Raw genomic sequence first — 19,247 nt, 5'->3', positions numbered from 1 at the left:
GAAATGGAGGGTTCTGTACGACCATTCCCTCGGCTTGTTTACACCACAGACTTTATTTGTCTATGTGCACACGTTGTTGAGTAGCGGTGATGTTTCGCGCAGCGTGCGGATCTCTTCCAGGATGGGGTCGCGAGAGTCTTCATCCAGCGGCACTAGCTCACGGTTATCGCAGTTGAGCAGATAGTGTTGGGTGATCAATATATCGGTGTGATGACGCTCAAACTGATAAAGGATAAATTCTGCTAAACGGGCGCCATCCTGCTCGCTCATAAGAATGTTTTCACTATCGACCATGCTGAACTTGGTGATCATGGGGAATGCAAAGGTCCAGGGGCGCCACACCGCCGTGCTGCTCTCCGTTGATATCACCGTAGCGGTCTCGGGTAGCTGCGCCTGCTTGTGTTCAAACCAGCTGTACTCGACCTGTATTTGATAGCCCAACATCCCCAGCGCGCCACACACCGGCACTATCCACTTGGGCAAACGTTTGCCGCTCAAAGTGCGCAGTATCAAGCCAATCCCGGCAGCCGCAAGGCCTGCAAAAACGGCGGCGATCAAATGCCAAATCATAAATTATCCTTTCAAAAAGCCGTCTATATAAAGCCATCGGGCCTCCCGAAGGAAGCCCGATGGTGAGGTCGATTCCAAAGCGTTATTGCCATACGGCAATAACGCGTCAGGAAGGAGTATGACTTAGTGATCTACCGCCATGCCAGCACCTTTCGGATAGCGAACGCTTTCCACTAGATCCTGAATTTCCTGTGGCGGCGCAGCGGTCACCCTGGAGACCGCGAAGGCAACGGCGAAGTTGATCATCGCGCCTACGGCACCGAAGGAGAGCGGCGAAATACCGAAGATCCAGTTATCCGGCGTGTTAGCCAGCGTGTTGGTATCGGGAATAAAGAACCAGCCCAGGTAAGTGAAGATGTACAGCAGGGTGGAAATCAAGCCCGCCAGCATACCGGCAACTGCGCCTGGGCTGTTCATCCGCTTGGAGAAGATGCCCATCATCAGCGCTGGGAAGAGTGAGGCACCGGCAATACCAAAGGCCAATGCCACTGTTTGTGCCGCAAACCCGGGTGGATTGAGCCCCAGATAGGTGGCCAACAGTATCGCACCGCCCATGGAGATTCGCGCCGCTAACATCTCGCCTTTTTCGGAAATCTTCGGATTGATCATGGTTTTGATCAAATCGTGACTGATTGCGGAAGAGATCGCCAACAGCAAGCCTGCTGCGGTAGATAGAGCCGCCGCAATACCACCGGCTGCGATCAAACCAATCACCCAGCCGGGAAGATTGGCAATTTCCGGGTTGGCGAGTACCAGGATATCGTTATTAACGGTCAGTTCGTTGCCTTCCCAGCCACGCTCAGAATAGTCGACAGCATCGTTATACATCTGGATGCGGCCGTCATTGTTGAGATCATTGAAGCTGATCAGGCCCGTTTCTTCCCATGTGCGAACCCAGTCTGGGCGCTCTTCGTAGAGAATCGGATTTTGTACAGCTTCTTCGTAGTTCTCAACCTGCCCTGCCATCTCTGGATACACGGTAGTCGCCAGGTTCAAGCGAGCCATAGAGCCCACCGCTGGCGCGGTCAGGTAAAGCAAGGCAATGAAGACCAGCGCCCAACCTGCAGACCAACGCGCATCGGCCACTTTCGGTACGGTGAAGAAGCGGATAATAACGTGGGGAAGACCGGCAGTACCGACCATCAGCGACAGGGTAAACAGCACCATGTTGAGCTTGTTATCCACATCGGCCGTGTAGTCGCGGAAGCCAAGAGCGCTAACGACGTCATCCAGTTTAGCCAACAGCGGAATGCCGGATTCAGTATGTGTGCTGAACATACCGAACATCGGAATCGGGTTGCCGGTCAACTGGAAGGCAATAAACACCGCTGGAATGGTGTAAGCGATAATAAGAACGACGTACTGTGCCACCTGGGTGTAAGTGATGCCTTTCATACCGCCAAATACGGCGTAGAGGAAAACGATCAGCGCGGCTAACCAGATACCCCAGGTATTGCTGACTTCCAGAAAGCGCGAGAACGCCACGCCCGCACCGGTCATTTGACCGATAACGTAGGTCACCGAGGCCACAATCAAGCACACGATCGCCACCAGGCGAGCGGTGTTGCTGTAGAAACGGTCACCGATGAAGTCTGGCACGGTGAACTTACCGAATTTGCGCAGGTAAGGGGCTAACAACATCGCCAGGATAACGTAGCCACCTGTCCACCCCATCAGGAAGGTGGAGTTGGCGTAGCCACCTGAGGCCAGCAAACCCGCCATGGAAATAAACGACGCCGCTGACATCCAGTCCGCCGCGGTGGCCATGCCGTTGGTGATGGGGTGAACCCCACCGCCCGCGACATAGAAGTCTTTCGTTGAGCCGGCGCGCGCCCAAATCGCAATGCCTATATACAAAGCAAAGGAGGCGCCGACGAACAGTAAGTTAATTGCAAACTGGCTCATACCGGCTTACTCCCCAAGGCCAAATTTTTGATCGAGCTTATTCATCTTCCAGGCGTAGAAGAAGATCAGCACGATAAATGTCAGGATAGAGCCCTGTTGTGCAAACCAGAAGCCAAGATCAGTGCCGCCAACCGGGATACCGGCGAGCAGTGGGCGAAACAGGATAGCGCATCCGTAAGAAACAAATGCCCAAACGGCCAGGCATCCGAAAATTAAGCGGACGTTTGCTTTCCAGTATTCAGCAGCATTGGTTTTGTCGTCTGCCATTGTGTTGCTCTCCACTTGTGATTTTTAAGGTTGGGAAAGTTCACGAGGAATAGCGTGTGACCCATCAGGGCAATCGCACGTCTAAAGCCACTCAATCGTTAGGAGTGGTGAGTCAGTTCCTGTTGGCACGTCACCTTATTATTCGATATGCAATGTCGAGTTAGTTAGTGGCGTGCGATTACCCTGCATGACTCATTGTTAATACTGGGCAATAAACGTCAAAAAATAAATCCCAGACTTTGGTATCAATAAACAGCTTAATGGCTTTTTATGAGATGCATGTTGTTGAAAGTACGTATTTTTAGACACCATTTAAGCGAAATTTGTAGGCGTTTGCAGGGTTATGGGACAATAGTCTAGTAAGCAAACAAAGGTAGTTGTTGGCTACTTTAAATACATATGCTGCATTTAATCGGTAGTGGTGGTTAGTAACTATCGATACTTTGGTAGCGTATCAAAAGTCGCTTCGACCTTAGCGTGATAGCTAAAGGTATAACAACGTTCTACTTGCTACTTGGGAAGTGAATCCTTTATACCCGTACAGCCACCTTCATATAATAAGCAATAAAAGTTTTGAAGCGCTGAAGTAGGTCAGTTTATGTGGGGCAACATCGATTCACGATGTCTATTTGTTTTTTCTTATGTCTGCTAGCTCACCATAATGCAAAATCCGATGAGTCGCAGTCCCGATTAATGAGGTCATACGCCATGGTCGATGTGGATCTATCCCAGCTGCCGTTTACGCTTCTTGATGATGAGGGGCGTGATCATATTCGCCGCGGCATTGACCTTGCCTATTTTGATCGTGACGAAATTATTTTAGAGACCGGACAAGCGGGTGAATTCGTTTTTTTGATCCATAAAGGCGAAGTCGCGGAAATCGATCCGACGCTGCCCTCGTCTACCTCACGCATTGGCCACTATACGGCGGGGGATCTGTTTGGCGCTATCAGCATTCTCAATGGTAAAAGCCGCTACCGCTTTAAGGCTGAACAGGAGTGCCTGTGCTACCTACTGCCCAAAGCGCTGTTTCAGCAACTGTGTCGCCACTATCCTGATTTCAGCAATTTCTTTCGCCAGTCGCTGACTCATAAGGCGCGCTTGCTGACCGAAAAGCGCGCCGAAGGGGGGGTTACCATGGCGGGCTTTATGTTGGCCAAGGTGAGCGAGTGTATGCGCGAGCCGCTGCTGATGGCAGCGACGACCGATATTGCCAGTGCTGTAAAGCAGCTCAACGAAAGCCACGCCGATAGCCTACTGGTGGAGACCCACGACACGCTGGGCATGGTGACCAAAACCGATCTGCTCAACGCCCTAGTGCTGGAGGGCCGCGCCGTCACAGCACCGGTGGATGAGATCGCCCATTTCAATTTGGTGACCGCCGCACCTGATCAGTATTTATTTGAAGTATTGGTGCTGATGACCCGCCATAAAGTGGCACGAGTAGTAGTGATGGAGCAAAACGCCTTGAAAGGCGTTGTCGAGCTCACCGATGTGCTTAGTTACTTCTCAAGCCGCAGTTATGTGGTGAGCCTACAGGTGGAGCAGGCGACCAGCTTAGAGGCGCTTTCGGCGGCCAGTCAGCGCACCCCGGAACTGGTCAAAGCGCTGATGGCCCAGGGCGTTAAGCTGCGCTTTGCAATGGATCTGCTCGCCGCGCTGAACGGCCGTATCATGAGTAAAGCCTGGGAGTTCACCATTGATGAGCGCTACCACGAGCAGAGCTGCATGATGGTGATGGGCAGCGAGGGGCGCGGTGAGCAGATTCTAAAAACGGATCAGGATAACGGCTTGATTCTTGCCGATGAAACCCAGTGGCCTGACCTTGCCAGTCACATGCAGACGCTCACCGATACGCTTATTCAGCTTGGTTATCCGCCGTGCCCCGGCAATATTATGGTGTCTAACCCCGAGTGGGTAGCCACGGTATCGCAATGGAAAGGCAATATTGCCAAGTGGGCCAGGGAGCGCGATGGCGACAGCCTGATGAAGCTGGCGATTATGCTCGACGCCCATGCGGTGGCGGGTAACCCAAGCTTACTTGAAAGCGTCCGTGATGAGCTGTTTGAACGCTGTTCGAACGATGAGCTGCTGCTGTCCTATTTTGCCCGCACGGCGCTGCGGTTCTCGACGCCACTGACGCTGTTTGGCTCGTTGAAAAAGCCCCAGCACGGTATCGATATCAAGAAAGGCGGTATTTTCCCTATTGTTCACGGCGTACGTACCATGGCGCTTGAGCGGCGTATCAAAGCCACATCAACGCTTGATCGCTTGGATGCACTGGCTGCCGATGGCAGGTTGGATCGTCGTTTTGCAGATGACCTGGGCGAAGCGTTGGCACTGTTTTCCGAGCTGCGTCTTAAACAGCAGTTAAGCGCGTTGGATATGTCTGTCGATACCCAAGAAGCTAACTCTCAAAGCAGCAGCCGCGCTAACCGTGTCGTGGTGCAAAACCTCTCTTCCCTGGAACGCGACCTACTGCGTGAAGCGATGCATATCGTCAAAGACTTTAAGCAGCGGCTTTCCCATCGTTACCATTTGGAGTACTCGTGAGCGGTATGCGGCTGTTAGATCGACATGTGGCGCTATTTAGCGGTTCGCTACGCAACTTGCTACGCCGCGAAAGCGACCGGCGCCGCTGTGCAGGCTCCCCTTATGCTTGGCTGTTTCAGCCCTATATGGGCGAAGAGCTGGTGGCGCTCGCTTGCACCGCAACGCCAACACCATCATCGCCGGTGATCAGCTTGGCGGCGGTGGTGCTGAGCCAGCAACAGGTGCATACCAGCCGCGCTTTTGTGGTCACCCTAGGCAGCGCGAAGCAGCCCGAGAGCGTGACGCTGCGCCGTCATCATTTGCTATGCGAGGCTGGGGCGGCGCTGCCGCCAAGCAGTGATAACTTGAGCGCATTAGTGGAGTTTATCGGTAATCGCCCTATTGTTGGCTGGCAGTTAGAGCAGCGGATTGGGGCATTAAATGCACTGCTCATAAAGTGGCTGAATTTTGCGCTGCCCAACGCTCAGGTCGATGTGGCAAAACTGCATCAGCGCCAGCTGCGGCGTTTGCATCCGGAGGTCGAAGCGCCCAGCAGCTTCGCCCAGGCGTTGGCGTGCTGGCAAGTACCCGCTATGGGCGTGCAGAGTGTGCTTGGAGAGGCAACCGCCAGCGCACTGCTGTATATGCGCCTGCAGCGCATAATGGCACAGGCTGCTTAGGGCGGAGTGACGAGTAGTTGGGTCAAGGCGAAGAGTGTTGTTAGAATAGTGGCCAATTATTTCTTTGTAGCGCCTCTTCTCTTCACCATACCCTCGGCAGTGCTTATACCATGCAATCTCTTGATCACTTTGATCCTGCTCACCTTGATACGGTTGGAGCCCCCCCAGCTAACGCTGAGCACAACCAGCCTGAGCTGGCTGATGCGAAGCAGAAGCGTGAGTTTAACAAGCTGCAAAAGCGTCTACGCCGAGAAGTGGGCAATGCAATTATTGATTACCAAATGATCAATGAAGGCGATCGCGTGATGGTGTGCCTCTCCGGCGGAAAGGACAGCTACACGATGCTGGAGATTTTGCGCAATTTGCAGCGCAATGCGCCGATCAATTTTTCGCTGGTAGCGGTCAACCTGGATCAAAAGCAGCCGGGCTTTCCCGAGCACGTGTTGCCTGCCTATCTGGATAAGCAGGGCGTGGAGTATCACATTGTCGAGCGCGATACCTACTCGGTGGTGAAGGAGAAAACCCCCGAAGGCAAGACTACCTGCGCGCTCTGTTCACGACTGCGTCGCGGCTCGCTGTATGGCTTTGCCGAAGAGATTGGCGCCAATAAGATAGCCCTGGGCCATCACCGGGAAGATATTCTCGAAACGCTGTTTCTCAATATGTTCTTTGGCGGCAACTTGAAAGCAATGCCGCCCAAGCTGTTATCCGATGATGGTAAGAATATCGTTATTCGGCCGTTGGCTTACTGCAAAGAGGCGGACATCGCCGAATTTTCGCGGCTGATGGAGTTCCCGATTATTCCCTGCAATCTGTGCGGCTCACAGCCCAATATGCAGCGCCAGGTGGTTAAAGAGATGCTCGCTGAATGGGACAAAAAGTTTCCCGGACGCCTGGAAAGCATGTTTAAAGCGGTTACCAATGTTGCCCCTTCCCAGTTGGCTGACCGTAGCCTGTTCGATTTTGCAGGCCTTGAGGCCAAGCAGGCAGAACTATTGGTTGGGCGCATCCAGGCCCTCAACGTCAGCTGACCGTTTGCTCTTCCTCTTCGGCAAGGGTAATCAAACGCTGCATATCGAGAATATTGATCTCGCGCCCGGAGACCGCCACCACGTTCTGTTGCTGAAAGCGGCTTAGTATGCGGCTGACCGTTTCCACCGCCAAGCCCAGGTAGTTGCCGATATCGGCTCTGGGCATAGAGAGGCGAAAGCTGAATGGTGAGTAGCCCCGGCGGCGAAAACGATCCGAGAGCGTAATCAAAAAGCTCGCTAAGCGCTGGTCGGCGGTTTTACGCGACAGCAGGCGCATCATACGCCGGTCATCGCGCAATTCTTTGCTCATGCTGCGATACAGCTGAACACGCAGCTCGGGCAGCTCCTCCGAGAGTAAATCCAGGCGGTCGAAAGGGATCTCGCAGACGGTAGTGGTTTCCAGGGCGATAACGCTACCGGGGTACTGCTCTTCGTCAATCCCATCAAGCCCCACCAGCTCACTGGGTAGGTAGAAATTGGTCAGCTGCTCACTGCCGTTACCTTCGGCGGTGATCTGTTTCAAACTGCCGGAACGTACTGCGTAAACGCTGGTAAAGGGGTCACCCTGACGAAACAGCGGCTCGCCTTTTTTCAGCGGCGCACGGCGACGAATAATGGCATCGAACTGCCCCATATCGTCTAGCTCAAGGGCAAGCGGCAAGCATAATGAGCTCAAGCTGCAGGTTTGGCAGCGAGCTTCATGGAGTAGCGAGCGCCGGCTGATCATCGGTTCCAACATGCGTTGCTCCTTGAGTGAGGTGCTCATATCATTAGAAGGATCTTACTTATAATAAGAATTCTAACATGCCTGCCTCAAGACACTTAGACTATCTTAGAATATCTCTGCCCAGTTTGCCCAGAAAGATGGGCATCAAACGCCATCGCTATATGGCGAATTAACAGTCGTCCCATGGGCGTGGCGCTGAGTTGGTCACCACTACGATTTAACAGTCCATCCTGCTCGGCGCTCTGTAGTCGTTCAAGCGCTGGCGCAAAATAGCGGGGGGCATCAATGTTCCAGCGTTGACTAACGGCGGCCAGGTCAATGCCCATATCGCACATCAGCCGCTCAATCACGTCCCGCCGGATTAGATCGTCATCACTCAACCGCACGCCACGCACGGTAGCGAGCTGACCCTGATCCAGCGCCGCTGCATAGCTTGCCAGGTCGCTAGGATTCTGTGCATAGACGTCATCAATGCGAGAAATCGCCGAAACGCCAAGCCCGATTAAGTCGCATTGGGCGTGGCTGGAGTAGCCTTGAAAGTTGCGCTGTAGTGAGCCTTCGCGCTGGGCAATGGCTAGGCTATCGTCAGGGCGGGCAAAGTGATCCATGCCGATATGCACATAGCCTGCCGCCGTCAGCATTTCAATGGTGGTACGCAGAATTGCCAGCTTCTCTTCGCCACCCGGCAAGTCATCGGCGTTAATGCGCCGCTGAGGGGCAAAGCGCTCGGGCATGTGTGCGTAATTAAACACTGAAAGACGCGCCGGGTTTAGCTCAATCACTTGGCGCAGGGTGTCAGCAAAGCTCTTTTCAGTCTGAAATGGCAAACCGTAAATTAGGTCGAGATTAAGCGAACGAAAGCCCAGGCGATGCGCCTCTTCCATCAGCGTTTCGGTGAGTACCCGAGGCTGAATGCGGTTAATGGCTTTCTGCACTAGCGGGCTTAAATCCTGCACGCCCAGGCTTATACGATTAAAACCGAGGGATTCGAGATGGCGCAGAGTAAACACATCCGCTTCGCGAGGATCTATTTCAATCGCGTAATCGCGATCTGAAGATGACGAAAGTCCAAAGCGGGCATCCAATCGATCAATTAGGTCACCCATCTGGTTCAAGCTGAGAAATGTCGGCGTACCGCCGCCCCAATGCAACTGCTCCACCGATCGTGATGTATCTAAGTGACGTGCAGTCAGCACCATTTCACGGTCAAGCCGGGCTAAATAGGGCTCGGTCAGGGCGGTGTTCTTGGTGGCGATTTTGTTACACGCGCAGTAGAAGCAGATCTTGCGGCAGAAGGGGACGTGAACATACAGCGAGAGCGAACGCTTGCTGGCATTGCTACGCTCCAGCGCCTGGGTCAAGTCGCTGGGGGTAAATTGGTCGTGAAACGATAGCGCAGTGGGGTAGGAGGTGTAGCGTGGGCCGCTGGTGTCGTAGCGACGCAGTAGCGCTTCATCCCACACCGTCTGCATGGGTGCTGCGGCAGCAGCGGGGGCATGAACAGTCATGAAGGGGCGCTCCGACGTTAGGAAATGCCGCTAGCCTACTCCGTGGCGAAGGTGTAAAGGTTGAGCCACGTCATGCTATTAGAAGTTGTGTGCAGTGAGCGTCCACAGCTGCCACAGCGCAAAAGCGATAATCGAAAGTGCTGCTACGCTACGCGTCGCTGGGTGACGAATCAAATGGCTGAGCTGGCGTGCGGCGAGACCAGTGGCGAGCAGCGCAGGCAGGGTGCCAAGCCCAAAGGCACCCATTAGCAGAGCGCCCTGAAGCGGATCGGCAATCGCTAAGCTCCAGGCCAGCATGGAGTAGACCAGCCCGCAGGGCAGCCAACCCCAAAGTGCACCCAGCGCGAAGGCTTGGGGAAGGTGCACCACGGGCATTAACCGACGCCCCACGGGCTCAATAAAGCGCCATAGTCGGCGGCCTACGGCTTCAACTTTGAGTAGCCCTTTCCACCAGTTGGCGATATACAGCGCCATTAAAATCAGCATCAGCGCGGCAAACACTTGAAGCAGCATTCGCGCCGTGGCGGAAAGCGAAAACAGTGTGCCTAGCAGCGCAACCAGCGCGCCTGCGCTCATATAACTAATAATACGCCCTGCATTATAGCTGAGTAGCAGGCCTCCCATGCGCGCCGGGTGGCGCATGCTGGGGGGGACTGCAAAGGTGAGCGCGCTCATAATGCCGCCGCACATGCCGATACAGTGGGCGCCGCCCATCAAGCCAAATACAAATGCCGCCAGCAGCGGCGGTAGATCAAGCCCTGTCGGGTTCATGGCCGAGGCTCTTGGTCGTCGGGGGCATTTTTATCTTTTGCTGCGGCGGGTTTTTGCTTGGTTTGCGGGCGTTGGCGGCGCTGTTCGGGGGGAAGATCGTTTTCGTCCTCATCAAATAGAATGCGGTGCGCCGGGCCTTCTAAGTCGTCGAACTGATCATTTTTGACCGCCCAGAAGAAGGCCCAGACGGCGAGGCCGAGCAGAATCAGCGAAAGCGGAATAAGCAGGTACAGAATTGTCATGCGGTTACCGGTGTTGAAGTGCCAAGCGTTGGCGCGGGCTGGGCGCGCCAGCGTGACAGTCGCAGGGCATTACCCACCACCACTAGCGAACTAAGTGACATACCAATCGCGGCTAGCCAGGGCGGTACCAGCCCCATCGCCGCTAGCGGCAGCGCCGAAACGTTGTAGCATACTGACCAAATCATGTTCTGGCGCATGATACGCCTCGTCGCGCGGGAAATCTCGATGGCCTCAAAAATCCGCATTAGGCGTGGGCTGAGCAGCACTGCGTCGGCGCGGGTTCGGGCCAGGTCGGTTGCGCCATTCATCGCAATGGCCACATCGGCACCGGCTAACACCGGCACATCGTTGATACCGTCGCCAATCATCACCACGGTTTCACCAGCGGCTTGGAGTTCTTTCATCCGGGCCAGCTTGCCTTCCGGGCTGGTGCCCGCACGCCAGATGGCGATATTGAGCTGATCGGCCAGGCTTTCCACGGCATCTTCGGTATCACCGGAGAGCAGCTCCACGCTTAAGCCCAGAGCCTGGAGGGCCGCGATCGTCGACGCAGCATCCTCGCGAACGCCGTCGTGCAGGCCAAACCAGGCGCGGGGCGCGCCGTTTTCGCTAAGCAGCAACCATTGGCCTTTGGCAGGCGCCGTTATGACGCCATCTACGGCGCTATCCATTGCGCTATCTATAGCAAACCTGGGCTTGCCCAGCCGCCAACGGGCGCCGTTTAAGTTACCTTCGAGACCTTGCCCTGTGTGGCTGTGAATATCTTTGGCTTGCAGCGTAGCATCCCGGAACGGCCGAAAGGCGCGGGCGATGGGATGTTCCGAATGGGCCTCTAGGGCGGCGGCAATGGCCCGTGCACGCTCGGCAGTTAATTCACCGAAAGGCTGGGTTTGGGTAAGGTGCATTTCGCCGCGGGTTAGGGTGCCGGTTTTATCAAAAATCACCCGGGTAACGTTTGAGAGTGTCTCCATGGCATCGGCGCGGGTGATCAGAACACCGCGCTTACGCAGTTGTCCATGGCCAGCGGTCAGTGCCGCGGGGGTGGCCAGCGCCAGCGCGCAGGGGCAGGTCACTACCAGCACCGAAAGCAGCACCCAGAGCATCCGCGAAGGGTCGATAAACCACCAAGCGATGGTCACGCAGGCCGTCACCAGCAACAGGCGTAGCACAAACAGGTGAGCCATGCGCGCCGCCATCTGGGCAAGCCTGGGGCGGCTGGCAAAGGCGCGGTCGGTTAGATCGACAATGCCGGCTACCCGGGCATCGCGCCCGGCGTGGGTTACCCTGATCACCAGCGGGTTTTCCATGTTTTGGCTGCCGCCGGTAATCCGGTCGCCCACCCGGCGGGTCACCGGCAGGTATTCGCCGGTCAGCATCGATTCATCCAGGCTCGATTCGCCTTCCTCGATCATGCCATCGGCAGGCACGCCGTGGCCGGGCTTGATCAATACGCGATCGCCGGGGGCGAGTTCGCTGGCGGGTAGAATGCGCTCGCTGCCGTCGCTTTCCAGCCGCGTGGCCGAAATGGGTAACACGCCGCTTAGCGCATTGCCGCTATGGCCGCTGCGGCGTCTGGCGCGGCCTTCTACGTAGCGGGCAAAAAGTAGAAAGAAGGTAAACATCGCCACCGAGTCAAAATAGACCTCGCCGACGTTAAACAGCACCGCATAACTGCTGGCAAGATAAGCCCCGCCAATCGCCAGTGAGACCGGCACATCCATACCCAGCACACCGGTGCGCAGGTCGCGCAGGGCGTTGCGGAAAAACGGTTGGGCGGAGAAAAACACCACTGGCGTGGCCAGCGCAAAGGAAAGCCAGTGAAACAGTGCATAGAAGTCGTCGCTGATTTCTCCTGGGCCGGAGACATAAATCGGAATCGAGAACATCATCACCTGCATCATGCCCACAGCGGCGATAATCAGCCGCCGCACGTTCATGCGTTCCTCATGCTGCATACGCGCCTGGGCTTGATCGGGCTCGTAGGGTTGGGCGTCGTAGCCAATGGCGGCCAGTTCGGCCAGCAGTTGCGAAAGCTTCAATTGCTGGGGATCCCAGCTCACCCGCAGGCGGTGGTGAGTTAAATTCACCGCGCTGGAGGCAATCCCTTTTAATGCATTCAAGCGGTGCTCAATCAGCCACGCACAGGCGGCACAGGTAATGCCTTCAATGGCGAGGGTGGCTTTGACATTGCCTTCATCGCCATCGGGGTGGACAAACTGCGCCTGCAGGCCGGGGTCGTCAAACACTGACCAGGTGTCCGCTTTGGCGGCCTGGCGCTCATCCGGGCGTTCGGGTAATTCGGTACGGTAGCGATAGTAGCTTTCTAAGCCGCCATCGACGATGGCATGGGCCACCGCTTCGCAACCGGGGCAGCAAAGCGGGTGAGTCTCTTCATCCAGGGTAATCGTCCAGGGTGCCGCAGCGGGCACTGGGTTACCGCAGTGGTAGCAGGGCGCGGCGTTGCTCATTCGCTTTCTGTACGCCCTCCTGGCAGTAGCGCGACGCTGTTTTCATTGGGGAACGTTGCCTCACCAGTGAGACGCCAATCAGCATCTTCTTGTGCGGGCTGGATCTGCAGGTACCAGCGGTAACGCAGATTGTCAGGCCCTTGGGTGATATAGCGGCCGTCACGGACATGTTCAAGGACGAACGACTGATCACGGTTATCTTCGGTGGGGAAGATAAGGTCTAAATAGAGCGTTTCCGGGCGCGTATCGCCGCTTAAATCCACCACAATATCGCTGGTAAGCGGATCAAGGCGCAGCTCGGCGCTCAAGTTCAGCGCGCGTGCCTGCTCCTGTTTGGCCAGCACCATGTTAATGGCTTTGCCATGTTCGTAATAATCTTCCTGAACCACCATGCCGTCGAAACTCTTGATCGACATAACCGCAAAGCCGCTGCTGACAATAATTGATGAAAACAGAATGCCGATTAAAAACCACGGCCAAAACTGCTTGTACCACGGTGTTACCGAGGGGGATGACATAATCTTCTATCTCCTAATATCGCCCAGGAAGCTAGTTTCGCGCTCAAGGCGAATATCCGCATCTTGCTGAGCCTGCAGCGTAAATACAATGGCGTGGCTGGGTTGCTGTAAGTCGTCGGGGTTGGCCGTCACAGTGACCACTTCCAAGCGCGACTCCCCGGCGGGTACGCTAATCGTACGGCTATCCAGGGTTAAACTGGGTAATCCGGCAACGCTTAGCAGGTAGGTGTGGTCTTGATCATCCAGATTGCGGATGGTCAGGCTAAACACATTGCTAATTTGACCGTCGCGGGTCATTTGGTAGAGCTGAGTGCGCTCGCGTTCAGCGTCAAAATTGAGCGGCATGCGGTCGTTAATGGCCCAGGCAAAAGTGCCTACCATAAGCACCAGTGCGGCGAGGTAGCCTAGTAGGCGTGGACGCATGATATGGCTCTTATTACCCTCAAGGGCGTTTTCGGTGGTGTAGCGCACCAAGCCCCGCGGGTAGCCCATTTTATCCATCACACTGTCGCAGGCATCGATACAGGCGGCGCAAGTAATGCATTCATACTGAAGCCCGTCACGGATATCGATACCGGTGGGGCAGACCTGCACACAAAGATCGCAGTCGATACAGTCGCCATAGCCAGCCTCGCGGGCTTCAAGATGGCTCAGGCTTTTCTTACGGTGCCCACGGGGCTCGCCGCGTGTTTCGTCGTAGGAGACGATCAGCGTATCGCGGTCAAACATAACCGATTGAAAGCGCGCATAGGGGCACATGTAGATGCACACCTGCTCGCGTAGCCAACCTGCGTTGAGGTAGGTAAACACTAAGAAAAAGCCGGCCCAAAAGTAGGACCAGCCGTGGGCCTCTAAGGTGGGCAGTTCCGCCACTAAATCGCGAATCGGCGTGAAGTAACCCACAAAGGTGATGCCGGTGGCGAGGGCAATGAGCAGCCAAGCGCTGTGCTTGGCCACTTTGCGCCAGACTTTATCAGCGCTCATTGGCTGGCTGTCGAGCTTAATGCGTCGATTGCGCGAGCCTTCAATACGGTGTTCAAGCCAGATAAACAGGAAAGTCCAAACGCTTTGTGGGCAGGTATAGCCACACCATACCCGGCCAGCAAAAACGGTAATAAAAAACAGCCCAAAGGCGCAGATAATCAGCAGCCACGACAGCAGGATGAACTCCTGTGGGTAAAACGTGGCAGTAAAGATATGGAATTCACGATTGGGCAGGTCGAATAGAATTAACGGCCTACCACCGAGGTTAATCCACGGTAAGAGAAAAAATGCCAGCATTAACGCCCAGTTGGCACTGCGCCGTAACTTCTGGAAAACACCTTTAATTTCGCGCACATAAATGTGGCGACGCTTGGCGTACATTTCCTGGGTAACCGGTTCGGAGGGGGTGTGATGCCCTACCGGGTTCGGCGTGACGTCTTGGCTTGGTATCTTTTCCATGGCGGTATTCCCGGCTCAGAAGGCAGGAGAGGCTGCACCTATTGCTTAGCTTGGTAAAGCTAGATGCTTAGTCGGTCTAAGAAGTATTTCGTTAATATTGTATCGGTTTGGGTATAAAGAAAGGGTGCGGTTTGGGGCCGCACCCTTGCTTGGCTAGCATTGCTGACGGTTATCGCTATCTGTCAGCGGTCAATCAGTTCGCTAAGCGCAGGCTATACACGTAGGCAGCGACCAGGTGAACACGCTCTTCACCAATATAAGCCGCTTGTGCCGGCATATGGCCGTTACGGCCGTTACGCAGCGTTTGACGGATTGAGTCACCCACCTCTTGCCCCGGTGCCAGGTAAAGCCAGATGTCATCGGTCAAGTTAGGCGCGCCAAGTGCCGTGTTGCCAGTGCCACTGGGGCCGTGGCAGGCAGCACACACCGCCATAAAGGTGCTTTCGCCCTGTTCAGCCTGCGCCTCGTCATGCTCTTCATTAGACAGCGAGAGCACGTATTGCGTCAGGTTCTCAATATTGTTCTGCCCCAACTGCTGCCAAGCAGGCATTAGGCCGTTACGGCCATTGTTCAGGGTGGTCAGGATGTTTTCTGGCTCACCACCGTATAGCCAATCGTCGTTGGTCAGGTTGGGGAAGCCATAACCGCCCTGAGCGTTTGAACCGTGACACACCGCGCAGTTGTTTTGGTAGATACGCTCTGCGACCTGCATCGCCTCCGGATCTTCGGCAAGCTCAGGAATGGGTATTTCCTGGTACTGGGCAAAAATCGGGGTAAAGCGCTCTTCAGCCTGAGCGACTTCCTCTTCCCATTGACCCTCTTGCGACCAGCCTAGTATGCCCGCGTAGTTGCCCAAACCGGGGTAAAGCACTAGGTAGCCCAGTGCAAAGACCACCGTCAAGACGAATAGCTGGAACCACCATTTTGGCAGTGGGTTGTCATACTCTTCGATGCCATCGGCGGCGTGGCCAGTGGTTTCTACGTTACCGTCCGCATCAGGCGTTTTGTCGGTTCGACGGTTGGCCATCAGTATCCATACGCTCAGCGCTATCGTGCCCAGCGTAATGATAATGATCCAGGCGCTCCAAAAGCCGGATAGGGAGTCACCCCATAAATTATTCATATATTCTTATCTCCCCTGTCGTCGCGGGAATGCGCTTCGCTGTCGCGTTCACGCGAAGCGTGCTTGTCACTGGTCGGTAGCTCATCGTCGTCGGCAAAGGGCAGATTAGCCGCTTCGTCGAAATCTGGCTTGCGTCGCTTGGAGTACGCCCAGAGGGCGATGCCGATAAACGCGATAATCAAGATCAGCGTGATGAGACCGCGAAAAGTTCCCGTATCCATAACTTAACGAGTGCCCTCGAGCACGGTTCCGAGCTGCTGTAGATACGCGACCAAGGCCGTGATTTCCTGGGTGCCGCGAACGTCTGCAGTAGCGTTGGCAATATCTTCGTCGGTGTACGGCACGCCTAGCTGGCGCAGTGTGCGCATTTTAGCGGGAGTAGCGTCACCATCGAGGGTGTTTTCAAACAGCCAGGGGTAAGCCGGCATGATCGACTCAGGCACTACGTCGCGGGGATTGTAGAGGTGAGCGCGGTGCCAGTCATCACTATAGCGGCCGCCGACACGCGCCAAGTCTGGCCCGGTGCGTTTGGAGCCCCACAAGAAGTTATGCTCATAAACCTGCTCACCTGCCACGTTGTAGTGGCCGTAGCGTTCGGTTTCAGCACGGAATGGACGCACCATTTGCGAGTGACAGCCCACGCAGCCTTCGCGGCGATAGATGTCTCGGCCTTCCAGTTCCAGCGCCGACAGTGGCTCCAAGCCCTCAACCGGCTCGGTAGTCTGCTTCTGGAAAAACAGTGGGACGACCTCAGCCAAGCCGCCGAAACTGATCGCAACCAGGATCAACACGGCAAGCAGGCCAACGTTCTTTTCGACAATCTCGTGTTTCATTGGTCTCAACTTCCCCGGTTTAGGCAGCTTGTGGCGCTGAATGGCTGATGGCATCACGACGCTTAACGGTCATGTACACATTGAACGCCATGATCAGCATGCCAGTGACCCAGAAGAGGCCGCCGATCAAGCGAACAAAGTAGCCCGGTGCGCTGGCTTCAACGGATTCAACAAAGGTGTACATCAAGGTGCCGTCAGGGTTGATAGCACGCCACATCAAGCCTTGCAGAATACCGTTAACCCACATGGAGGCGATGTACAGCACCGTGCCGATCGTGGCTAGCCAGAAGTGCACTGCAATCAGATTGATAGAGTACATTTCAGTGCGTCCAAAAACCCGTGGGATCAAGTGATACATCGAGCCGATGGTGATCATCGCTACCCAGCCCAGCGCGCCGGAGTGAACGTGGCCGATCGTCCAGTCAGTGTAGTGCGAAAGCGCGTTGACGGTCTTAATCGCCATCATCGGGCCTTCAAAGGTAGACATGCCGTAGAACGACAGAGCCACCACCAAAAAGCGTAGCGTGGGATCCGTGCGCAGTTTATGCCAGGCCCCTGACAGGGTCATCATGCCGTTGATCATGCCGCCCCAAGAGGGTGCCAGTAGAATGATGGACATGATCATACCCAGCGACTGTGCCCAGTTAGGCAGCGCGGTGTAGTGCAAGTGGTGAGGGCCTGCCCACATGTAGATCATAATCAATGCCCAGAAGTGGACGACTGAGAGACGGTAGGAGTAGATCGGACGCTCAGCCTGCTTCGGCACGAAGTAGTACATCATGCCCAGGAAGCCTGCGGTCAGGAAGAAGCCCACCGCGTTATGTCCGTACCACCACTGCACCATCGCATCCACTGCACCGGCGTAGATCGAGGTGGAGTACATGGGGGTCACAGGGATCGCCGCATTGTTAACGATGTGCAGCACCGCAACGGTCAAAATAAATGCTGCAAAGAACCAGTTCGCCACATAAATATGCGACGTGGTGCGTTTTTTGATCGTCATTAGGAACACGATGGCATAACTGATCCATACGACAGCGATCAAAATGTTGATCGGCCACTCCAGCTCAGCGTACTCCTTGGTCGTGGTGTAGCCCATAGGCAGCGACACTACTGCTGAGATAATGACCGCTTGCCAGCCCCAAAACGTAAAGGCTGCTAACTTGTCAGAAAAAAGCCGCGTCTGACAGGTGCGCTGGACAACGTAGTACGACGTGGCAAAGAGCGCCGAACCGCCAAAGGCGAAAATGACGGCGTTAGTGTGTAATGGACGCAGGCGCCCAAAGCTAGTCCAAGGTATGCCAAGGTTCAGTTGCGGCCAAACCAGTTGCGAGGCGAGGATGACACCAACGGTCATTCCTATAATGCCCCACACAACGGTCATAATCGCGAACTGCCGAACTACCTTGTAGTTGTAGGTCGGGTGTTCAAATGCTGTGCTCATGTCATGTTCCCATCGAACGCGGTTAGGAGGTAACCCGTGGCATTTTGCACGGGTGCGGCCACCCGCTTGATGATGCAGGTCAATATCCGGCTAAGATTCTAGCGCAGCAGAGGCTTAACCTGAACACACCAATTGGTTAAAGACTGAATTATCAGGAGCAGTGAGTGTCACATTATGCTTTGTCTGGATATATCGAGGTGCCTCCTGAGGCATTAAAAGAGGCGCTTAAACGCCAGCCAAATGGCGCTTTCCTGGTGCAGGGCATGGGGCCGTTGGCCGTCCATGGTCAAGCCAGGCTAGGTCGCTTGCTGTTTGCCCATGGCGCAGGGGCGGGCCAGCAGTCCCCCTTCATGCGTCAATTTGTCACCTCTCTGGCTGGCCTGGGTATCCAGGTTCTATGTATTGATTTCCCATATATGCAGCAAATGCAAGAAACCGGCAAGCGCCGACCACCGCCACCCATCGCCCACACCATTGCGCAGTTTGCCCAATGGTACGCGCTACTTGATCCCTTGTTTGACGGGCCGCTGTGGGTTGGGGGGAAGTCGATGGGTGGCCGTGTGGCGACCTTATTTGCTAGTACACAATTTGCCAGTGCTCAGCCAGCCAGTGAACAGCCGTTTATTAGCCCGGTACCCGGTGTGGTGGTGGCAGGTTACCCATTTCATCCTACCAAGGCGCCTGAAAAACTACGTTTGGATCACTGGCCGGCGATTGCCTGTCCTATGCTGATTTTACAAGGCGAGCGTGATCCTTTCGGTAGCCGGGAAGAGGTTACAGGCTATACATTACCGCCCAGCGCGCAGCTCGCATGGCTGAAAGATGGCGATCACGACTTTAAGCCGCGGCGCTTTTCTGGCGTGACACAAACGGTTTTGATTGACGAGGCCACCCAGGTTGCGGCATCCTTCGTCCGCGCTCATGGCTCAGGCCTTAAGGGAGAGAGCAACGCGCTGGTTTAGATCACAAATTTTAAACCCAGTGTGTTGACATTAAGTAAGCCTTCTGTAGAATGCAGCGCCACGTGACCAGCGGGTGGTTAGCTCAGTTGGGAGAGCACCAGCCTTACAAGCTGGGGGTCACTGGTTCGAACCCAGTACCACCCACCATCTTATGATGTACAAAAAAGATGGCCTGGAAATGTGAAAAGCACTACCTAGTAAGACCTGTATTTGATGTGCATAA

The 19,247-nt window shown here is 55.2% G+C and carries 18 protein-coding genes and 1 tRNA gene; 5 read left to right on the top strand and 14 right to left on the bottom strand.

Features of this window, described 5'->3' with window-relative positions:
* Window positions 1-60: 60 nt before the first annotated feature.
* The 3 genes from KUC_RS13700 to KUC_RS13690 all read right to left on the bottom strand — a co-directional run bounded on the left by KUC_RS13700 (window position 61) and on the right by KUC_RS13690 (window position 2,742).
* The gene (locus KUC_RS13700) at window positions 61-570 is read right to left on the bottom strand and encodes a hypothetical protein (protein ID WP_007113810.1); all 510 of its coding nucleotides are present in this window, start codon (window positions 568-570) and stop codon (window positions 61-63) included.
* A 123-nt stretch (window positions 571-693) separates the two neighbouring features.
* Window positions 694-2,475: a sodium:solute symporter family protein gene (locus tag KUC_RS13695; RefSeq protein ID WP_007113809.1), complete on the bottom strand. Its 1,782-nt coding sequence runs from the start codon at window positions 2,473-2,475 to the stop codon at window positions 694-696.
* Window positions 2,476-2,481: 6 nt separating this feature from the next.
* Complete coding sequence (locus KUC_RS13690) at window positions 2,482-2,742, bottom strand: DUF4212 domain-containing protein (RefSeq protein WP_007113808.1); 261 nt, start codon at window positions 2,740-2,742, stop codon at window positions 2,482-2,484.
* 708 nt (window positions 2,743-3,450) lie between these two features.
* Between KUC_RS13690 and KUC_RS13685 the strand changes: the two genes are divergently transcribed.
* From KUC_RS13685 to ttcA, 3 genes are all read left to right on the top strand, one after another.
* A complete protein-coding gene (locus tag KUC_RS13685) occupies window positions 3,451-5,295 on the top strand; it encodes a DUF294 nucleotidyltransferase-like domain-containing protein (RefSeq protein ID WP_007113807.1) in 1,845 nt (614 codons plus the stop codon).
* Window positions 5,296-5,300: 5 nt separating this feature from the next.
* Entirely contained in the window at window positions 5,301-5,954 is a 654-nt protein-coding gene (locus tag KUC_RS13680) for a 3'-5' exonuclease family protein (RefSeq protein WP_040481098.1), read from the top strand.
* A 110-nt stretch (window positions 5,955-6,064) separates the two neighbouring features.
* Window positions 6,065-6,985, top strand: coding sequence for a tRNA 2-thiocytidine(32) synthetase TtcA (gene ttcA / locus KUC_RS13675; RefSeq protein ID WP_007113805.1), 921 nt, complete (start codon window positions 6,065-6,067; stop codon window positions 6,983-6,985).
* Here ttcA and fnr read toward each other — a convergent pair.
* From fnr to ccoN, 11 genes are all read right to left on the bottom strand, one after another.
* Window positions 6,978-7,724, bottom strand: a complete 747-nt coding sequence (gene fnr, locus KUC_RS13670) for a fumarate/nitrate reduction transcriptional regulator Fnr (RefSeq protein WP_040480900.1) — start codon at window positions 7,722-7,724, stop codon at window positions 6,978-6,980. The genes ttcA and fnr overlap by 8 nt on opposite strands.
* An 83-nt stretch (window positions 7,725-7,807) precedes the next feature.
* Window positions 7,808-9,220 carry an oxygen-independent coproporphyrinogen III oxidase gene (hemN, locus tag KUC_RS13665; protein ID WP_007113803.1) on the bottom strand — a complete coding sequence of 471 codons (1,413 nt, stop codon included), beginning with the start codon at window positions 9,218-9,220 and terminating at the stop codon, window positions 7,808-7,810.
* 78 nt (window positions 9,221-9,298) lie between these two features.
* On the bottom strand, window positions 9,299-9,991 hold the full coding sequence (locus KUC_RS13660; protein WP_007113802.1) for a sulfite exporter TauE/SafE family protein: 693 nt from the start codon (window positions 9,989-9,991) through the stop codon (window positions 9,299-9,301).
* Window positions 9,988-10,233: a cbb3-type cytochrome oxidase assembly protein CcoS gene (ccoS, locus tag KUC_RS13655; protein WP_007113801.1), complete on the bottom strand. Its 246-nt coding sequence runs from the start codon at window positions 10,231-10,233 to the stop codon at window positions 9,988-9,990. Before ccoS ends, KUC_RS13660 begins: the two co-directional genes overlap by 4 nt.
* Complete coding sequence (locus KUC_RS13650) at window positions 10,230-12,701, bottom strand: heavy metal translocating P-type ATPase (RefSeq protein WP_007113800.1); 2,472 nt, start codon at window positions 12,699-12,701, stop codon at window positions 10,230-10,232. The genes ccoS and KUC_RS13650 overlap by 4 nt, the downstream gene beginning before the upstream one ends.
* On the bottom strand, window positions 12,698-13,219 hold the full coding sequence (locus tag KUC_RS13645; protein ID WP_007113799.1) for a FixH family protein: 522 nt from the start codon (window positions 13,217-13,219) through the stop codon (window positions 12,698-12,700). The genes KUC_RS13650 and KUC_RS13645 overlap by 4 nt, the downstream gene beginning before the upstream one ends.
* Window positions 13,220-13,225: 6 nt before the next feature.
* Window positions 13,226-14,662: a cytochrome c oxidase accessory protein CcoG gene (ccoG, locus tag KUC_RS13640; RefSeq protein WP_007113798.1), complete on the bottom strand. Its 1,437-nt coding sequence runs from the start codon at window positions 14,660-14,662 to the stop codon at window positions 13,226-13,228.
* Between the two features lie 193 nt (window positions 14,663-14,855).
* Window positions 14,856-15,785, bottom strand: coding sequence for a cytochrome-c oxidase, cbb3-type subunit III (gene ccoP / locus KUC_RS13635; RefSeq protein WP_007113797.1), 930 nt, complete (start codon window positions 15,783-15,785; stop codon window positions 14,856-14,858).
* Window positions 15,782-16,006: a CcoQ/FixQ family Cbb3-type cytochrome c oxidase assembly chaperone gene (locus tag KUC_RS13630; RefSeq protein ID WP_007113796.1), complete on the bottom strand. Its 225-nt coding sequence runs from the start codon at window positions 16,004-16,006 to the stop codon at window positions 15,782-15,784. Before KUC_RS13630 ends, ccoP begins: the two co-directional genes overlap by 4 nt.
* A 3-nt stretch (window positions 16,007-16,009) precedes the next feature.
* Window positions 16,010-16,618 (bottom strand): cytochrome-c oxidase, cbb3-type subunit II, encoded by a 609-nt coding sequence (gene ccoO, locus KUC_RS13625; protein WP_007113795.1) that lies wholly within the window; start codon window positions 16,616-16,618, stop codon window positions 16,010-16,012.
* Between the two features lie 19 nt (window positions 16,619-16,637).
* Window positions 16,638-18,062, bottom strand: a complete 1,425-nt coding sequence (ccoN, locus tag KUC_RS13620) for a cytochrome-c oxidase, cbb3-type subunit I (RefSeq protein ID WP_040480898.1) — start codon at window positions 18,060-18,062, stop codon at window positions 16,638-16,640.
* A 164-nt stretch (window positions 18,063-18,226) separates the two neighbouring features.
* Between ccoN and KUC_RS13615 the strand changes: the two genes are divergently transcribed.
* Both KUC_RS13615 and KUC_RS13610 read left to right on the top strand, forming a co-directional pair.
* Window positions 18,227-19,024 (top strand): alpha/beta fold hydrolase, encoded by a 798-nt coding sequence (locus KUC_RS13615; RefSeq protein ID WP_040480896.1) that lies wholly within the window; start codon window positions 18,227-18,229, stop codon window positions 19,022-19,024.
* Window positions 19,025-19,095: 71 nt separating this feature from the next.
* Window positions 19,096-19,171: transfer RNA gene (locus KUC_RS13610), tRNA-Val, on the top strand.
* Window positions 19,172-19,247 lie beyond the last annotated feature (76 nt).

The organism is Vreelandella boliviensis LC1 (assembly GCF_000236035.1).
Lineage (GTDB): Bacteria > Pseudomonadota > Gammaproteobacteria > Pseudomonadales > Halomonadaceae > Vreelandella > Vreelandella boliviensis.
The sequence above is the reverse complement of the archived record's forward strand: the minus strand, read 5'-3'. Positions and strand labels throughout refer to the sequence as shown.

Excerpts from the sequence above, each read along its gene's own strand:
- hemN (WP_007113803.1), bottom strand. The coding sequence starts at position 9,220 with ATGACTGTTCATGCCCCCGCTGCTGCCGCAGCACCCATGCAGACGGTG.
- ccoG (WP_007113798.1), bottom strand. The coding sequence starts at position 14,662 with ATGGAAAAGATACCAAGCCAAGACGTCACGCCGAACCCGGTAGGGCAT.
- ccoN (WP_040480898.1), bottom strand. The coding sequence starts at position 18,062 with ATGAGCACAGCATTTGAACACCCGACCTACAACTACAAGGTAGTTCGG.
- KUC_RS13660 (WP_007113802.1), bottom strand. The coding sequence starts at position 9,991 with ATGAACCCGACAGGGCTTGATCTACCGCCGCTGCTGGCGGCATTTGTA.
- KUC_RS13690 (WP_007113808.1), bottom strand. The coding sequence starts at position 2,742 with ATGGCAGACGACAAAACCAATGCTGCTGAATACTGGAAAGCAAACGTC.
- KUC_RS13685 (WP_007113807.1), top strand. The coding sequence starts at position 3,451 with ATGGTCGATGTGGATCTATCCCAGCTGCCGTTTACGCTTCTTGATGAT.
- KUC_RS13645 (WP_007113799.1), bottom strand. The coding sequence starts at position 13,219 with ATGTCATCCCCCTCGGTAACACCGTGGTACAAGCAGTTTTGGCCGTGG.
- KUC_RS13680 (WP_040481098.1), top strand. The coding sequence starts at position 5,301 with ATGCGGCTGTTAGATCGACATGTGGCGCTATTTAGCGGTTCGCTACGC.
- ccoP (WP_007113797.1), bottom strand. The coding sequence starts at position 15,785 with ATGAATAATTTATGGGGTGACTCCCTATCCGGCTTTTGGAGCGCCTGG.
- KUC_RS13630 (WP_007113796.1), bottom strand. The coding sequence starts at position 16,006 with ATGGATACGGGAACTTTTCGCGGTCTCATCACGCTGATCTTGATTATC.
- ccoO (WP_007113795.1), bottom strand. The coding sequence starts at position 16,618 with ATGAAACACGAGATTGTCGAAAAGAACGTTGGCCTGCTTGCCGTGTTG.
- KUC_RS13695 (WP_007113809.1), bottom strand. The coding sequence starts at position 2,475 with ATGAGCCAGTTTGCAATTAACTTACTGTTCGTCGGCGCCTCCTTTGCT.
- ttcA (WP_007113805.1), top strand. The coding sequence starts at position 6,065 with ATGCAATCTCTTGATCACTTTGATCCTGCTCACCTTGATACGGTTGGA.
- KUC_RS13650 (WP_007113800.1), bottom strand. The coding sequence starts at position 12,701 with ATGAGCAACGCCGCGCCCTGCTACCACTGCGGTAACCCAGTGCCCGCT.
- ccoS (WP_007113801.1), bottom strand. The coding sequence starts at position 10,233 with ATGACAATTCTGTACCTGCTTATTCCGCTTTCGCTGATTCTGCTCGGC.
- KUC_RS13700 (WP_007113810.1), bottom strand. The coding sequence starts at position 570 with ATGATTTGGCATTTGATCGCCGCCGTTTTTGCAGGCCTTGCGGCTGCC.
- fnr (WP_040480900.1), bottom strand. The coding sequence starts at position 7,724 with ATGTTGGAACCGATGATCAGCCGGCGCTCGCTACTCCATGAAGCTCGC.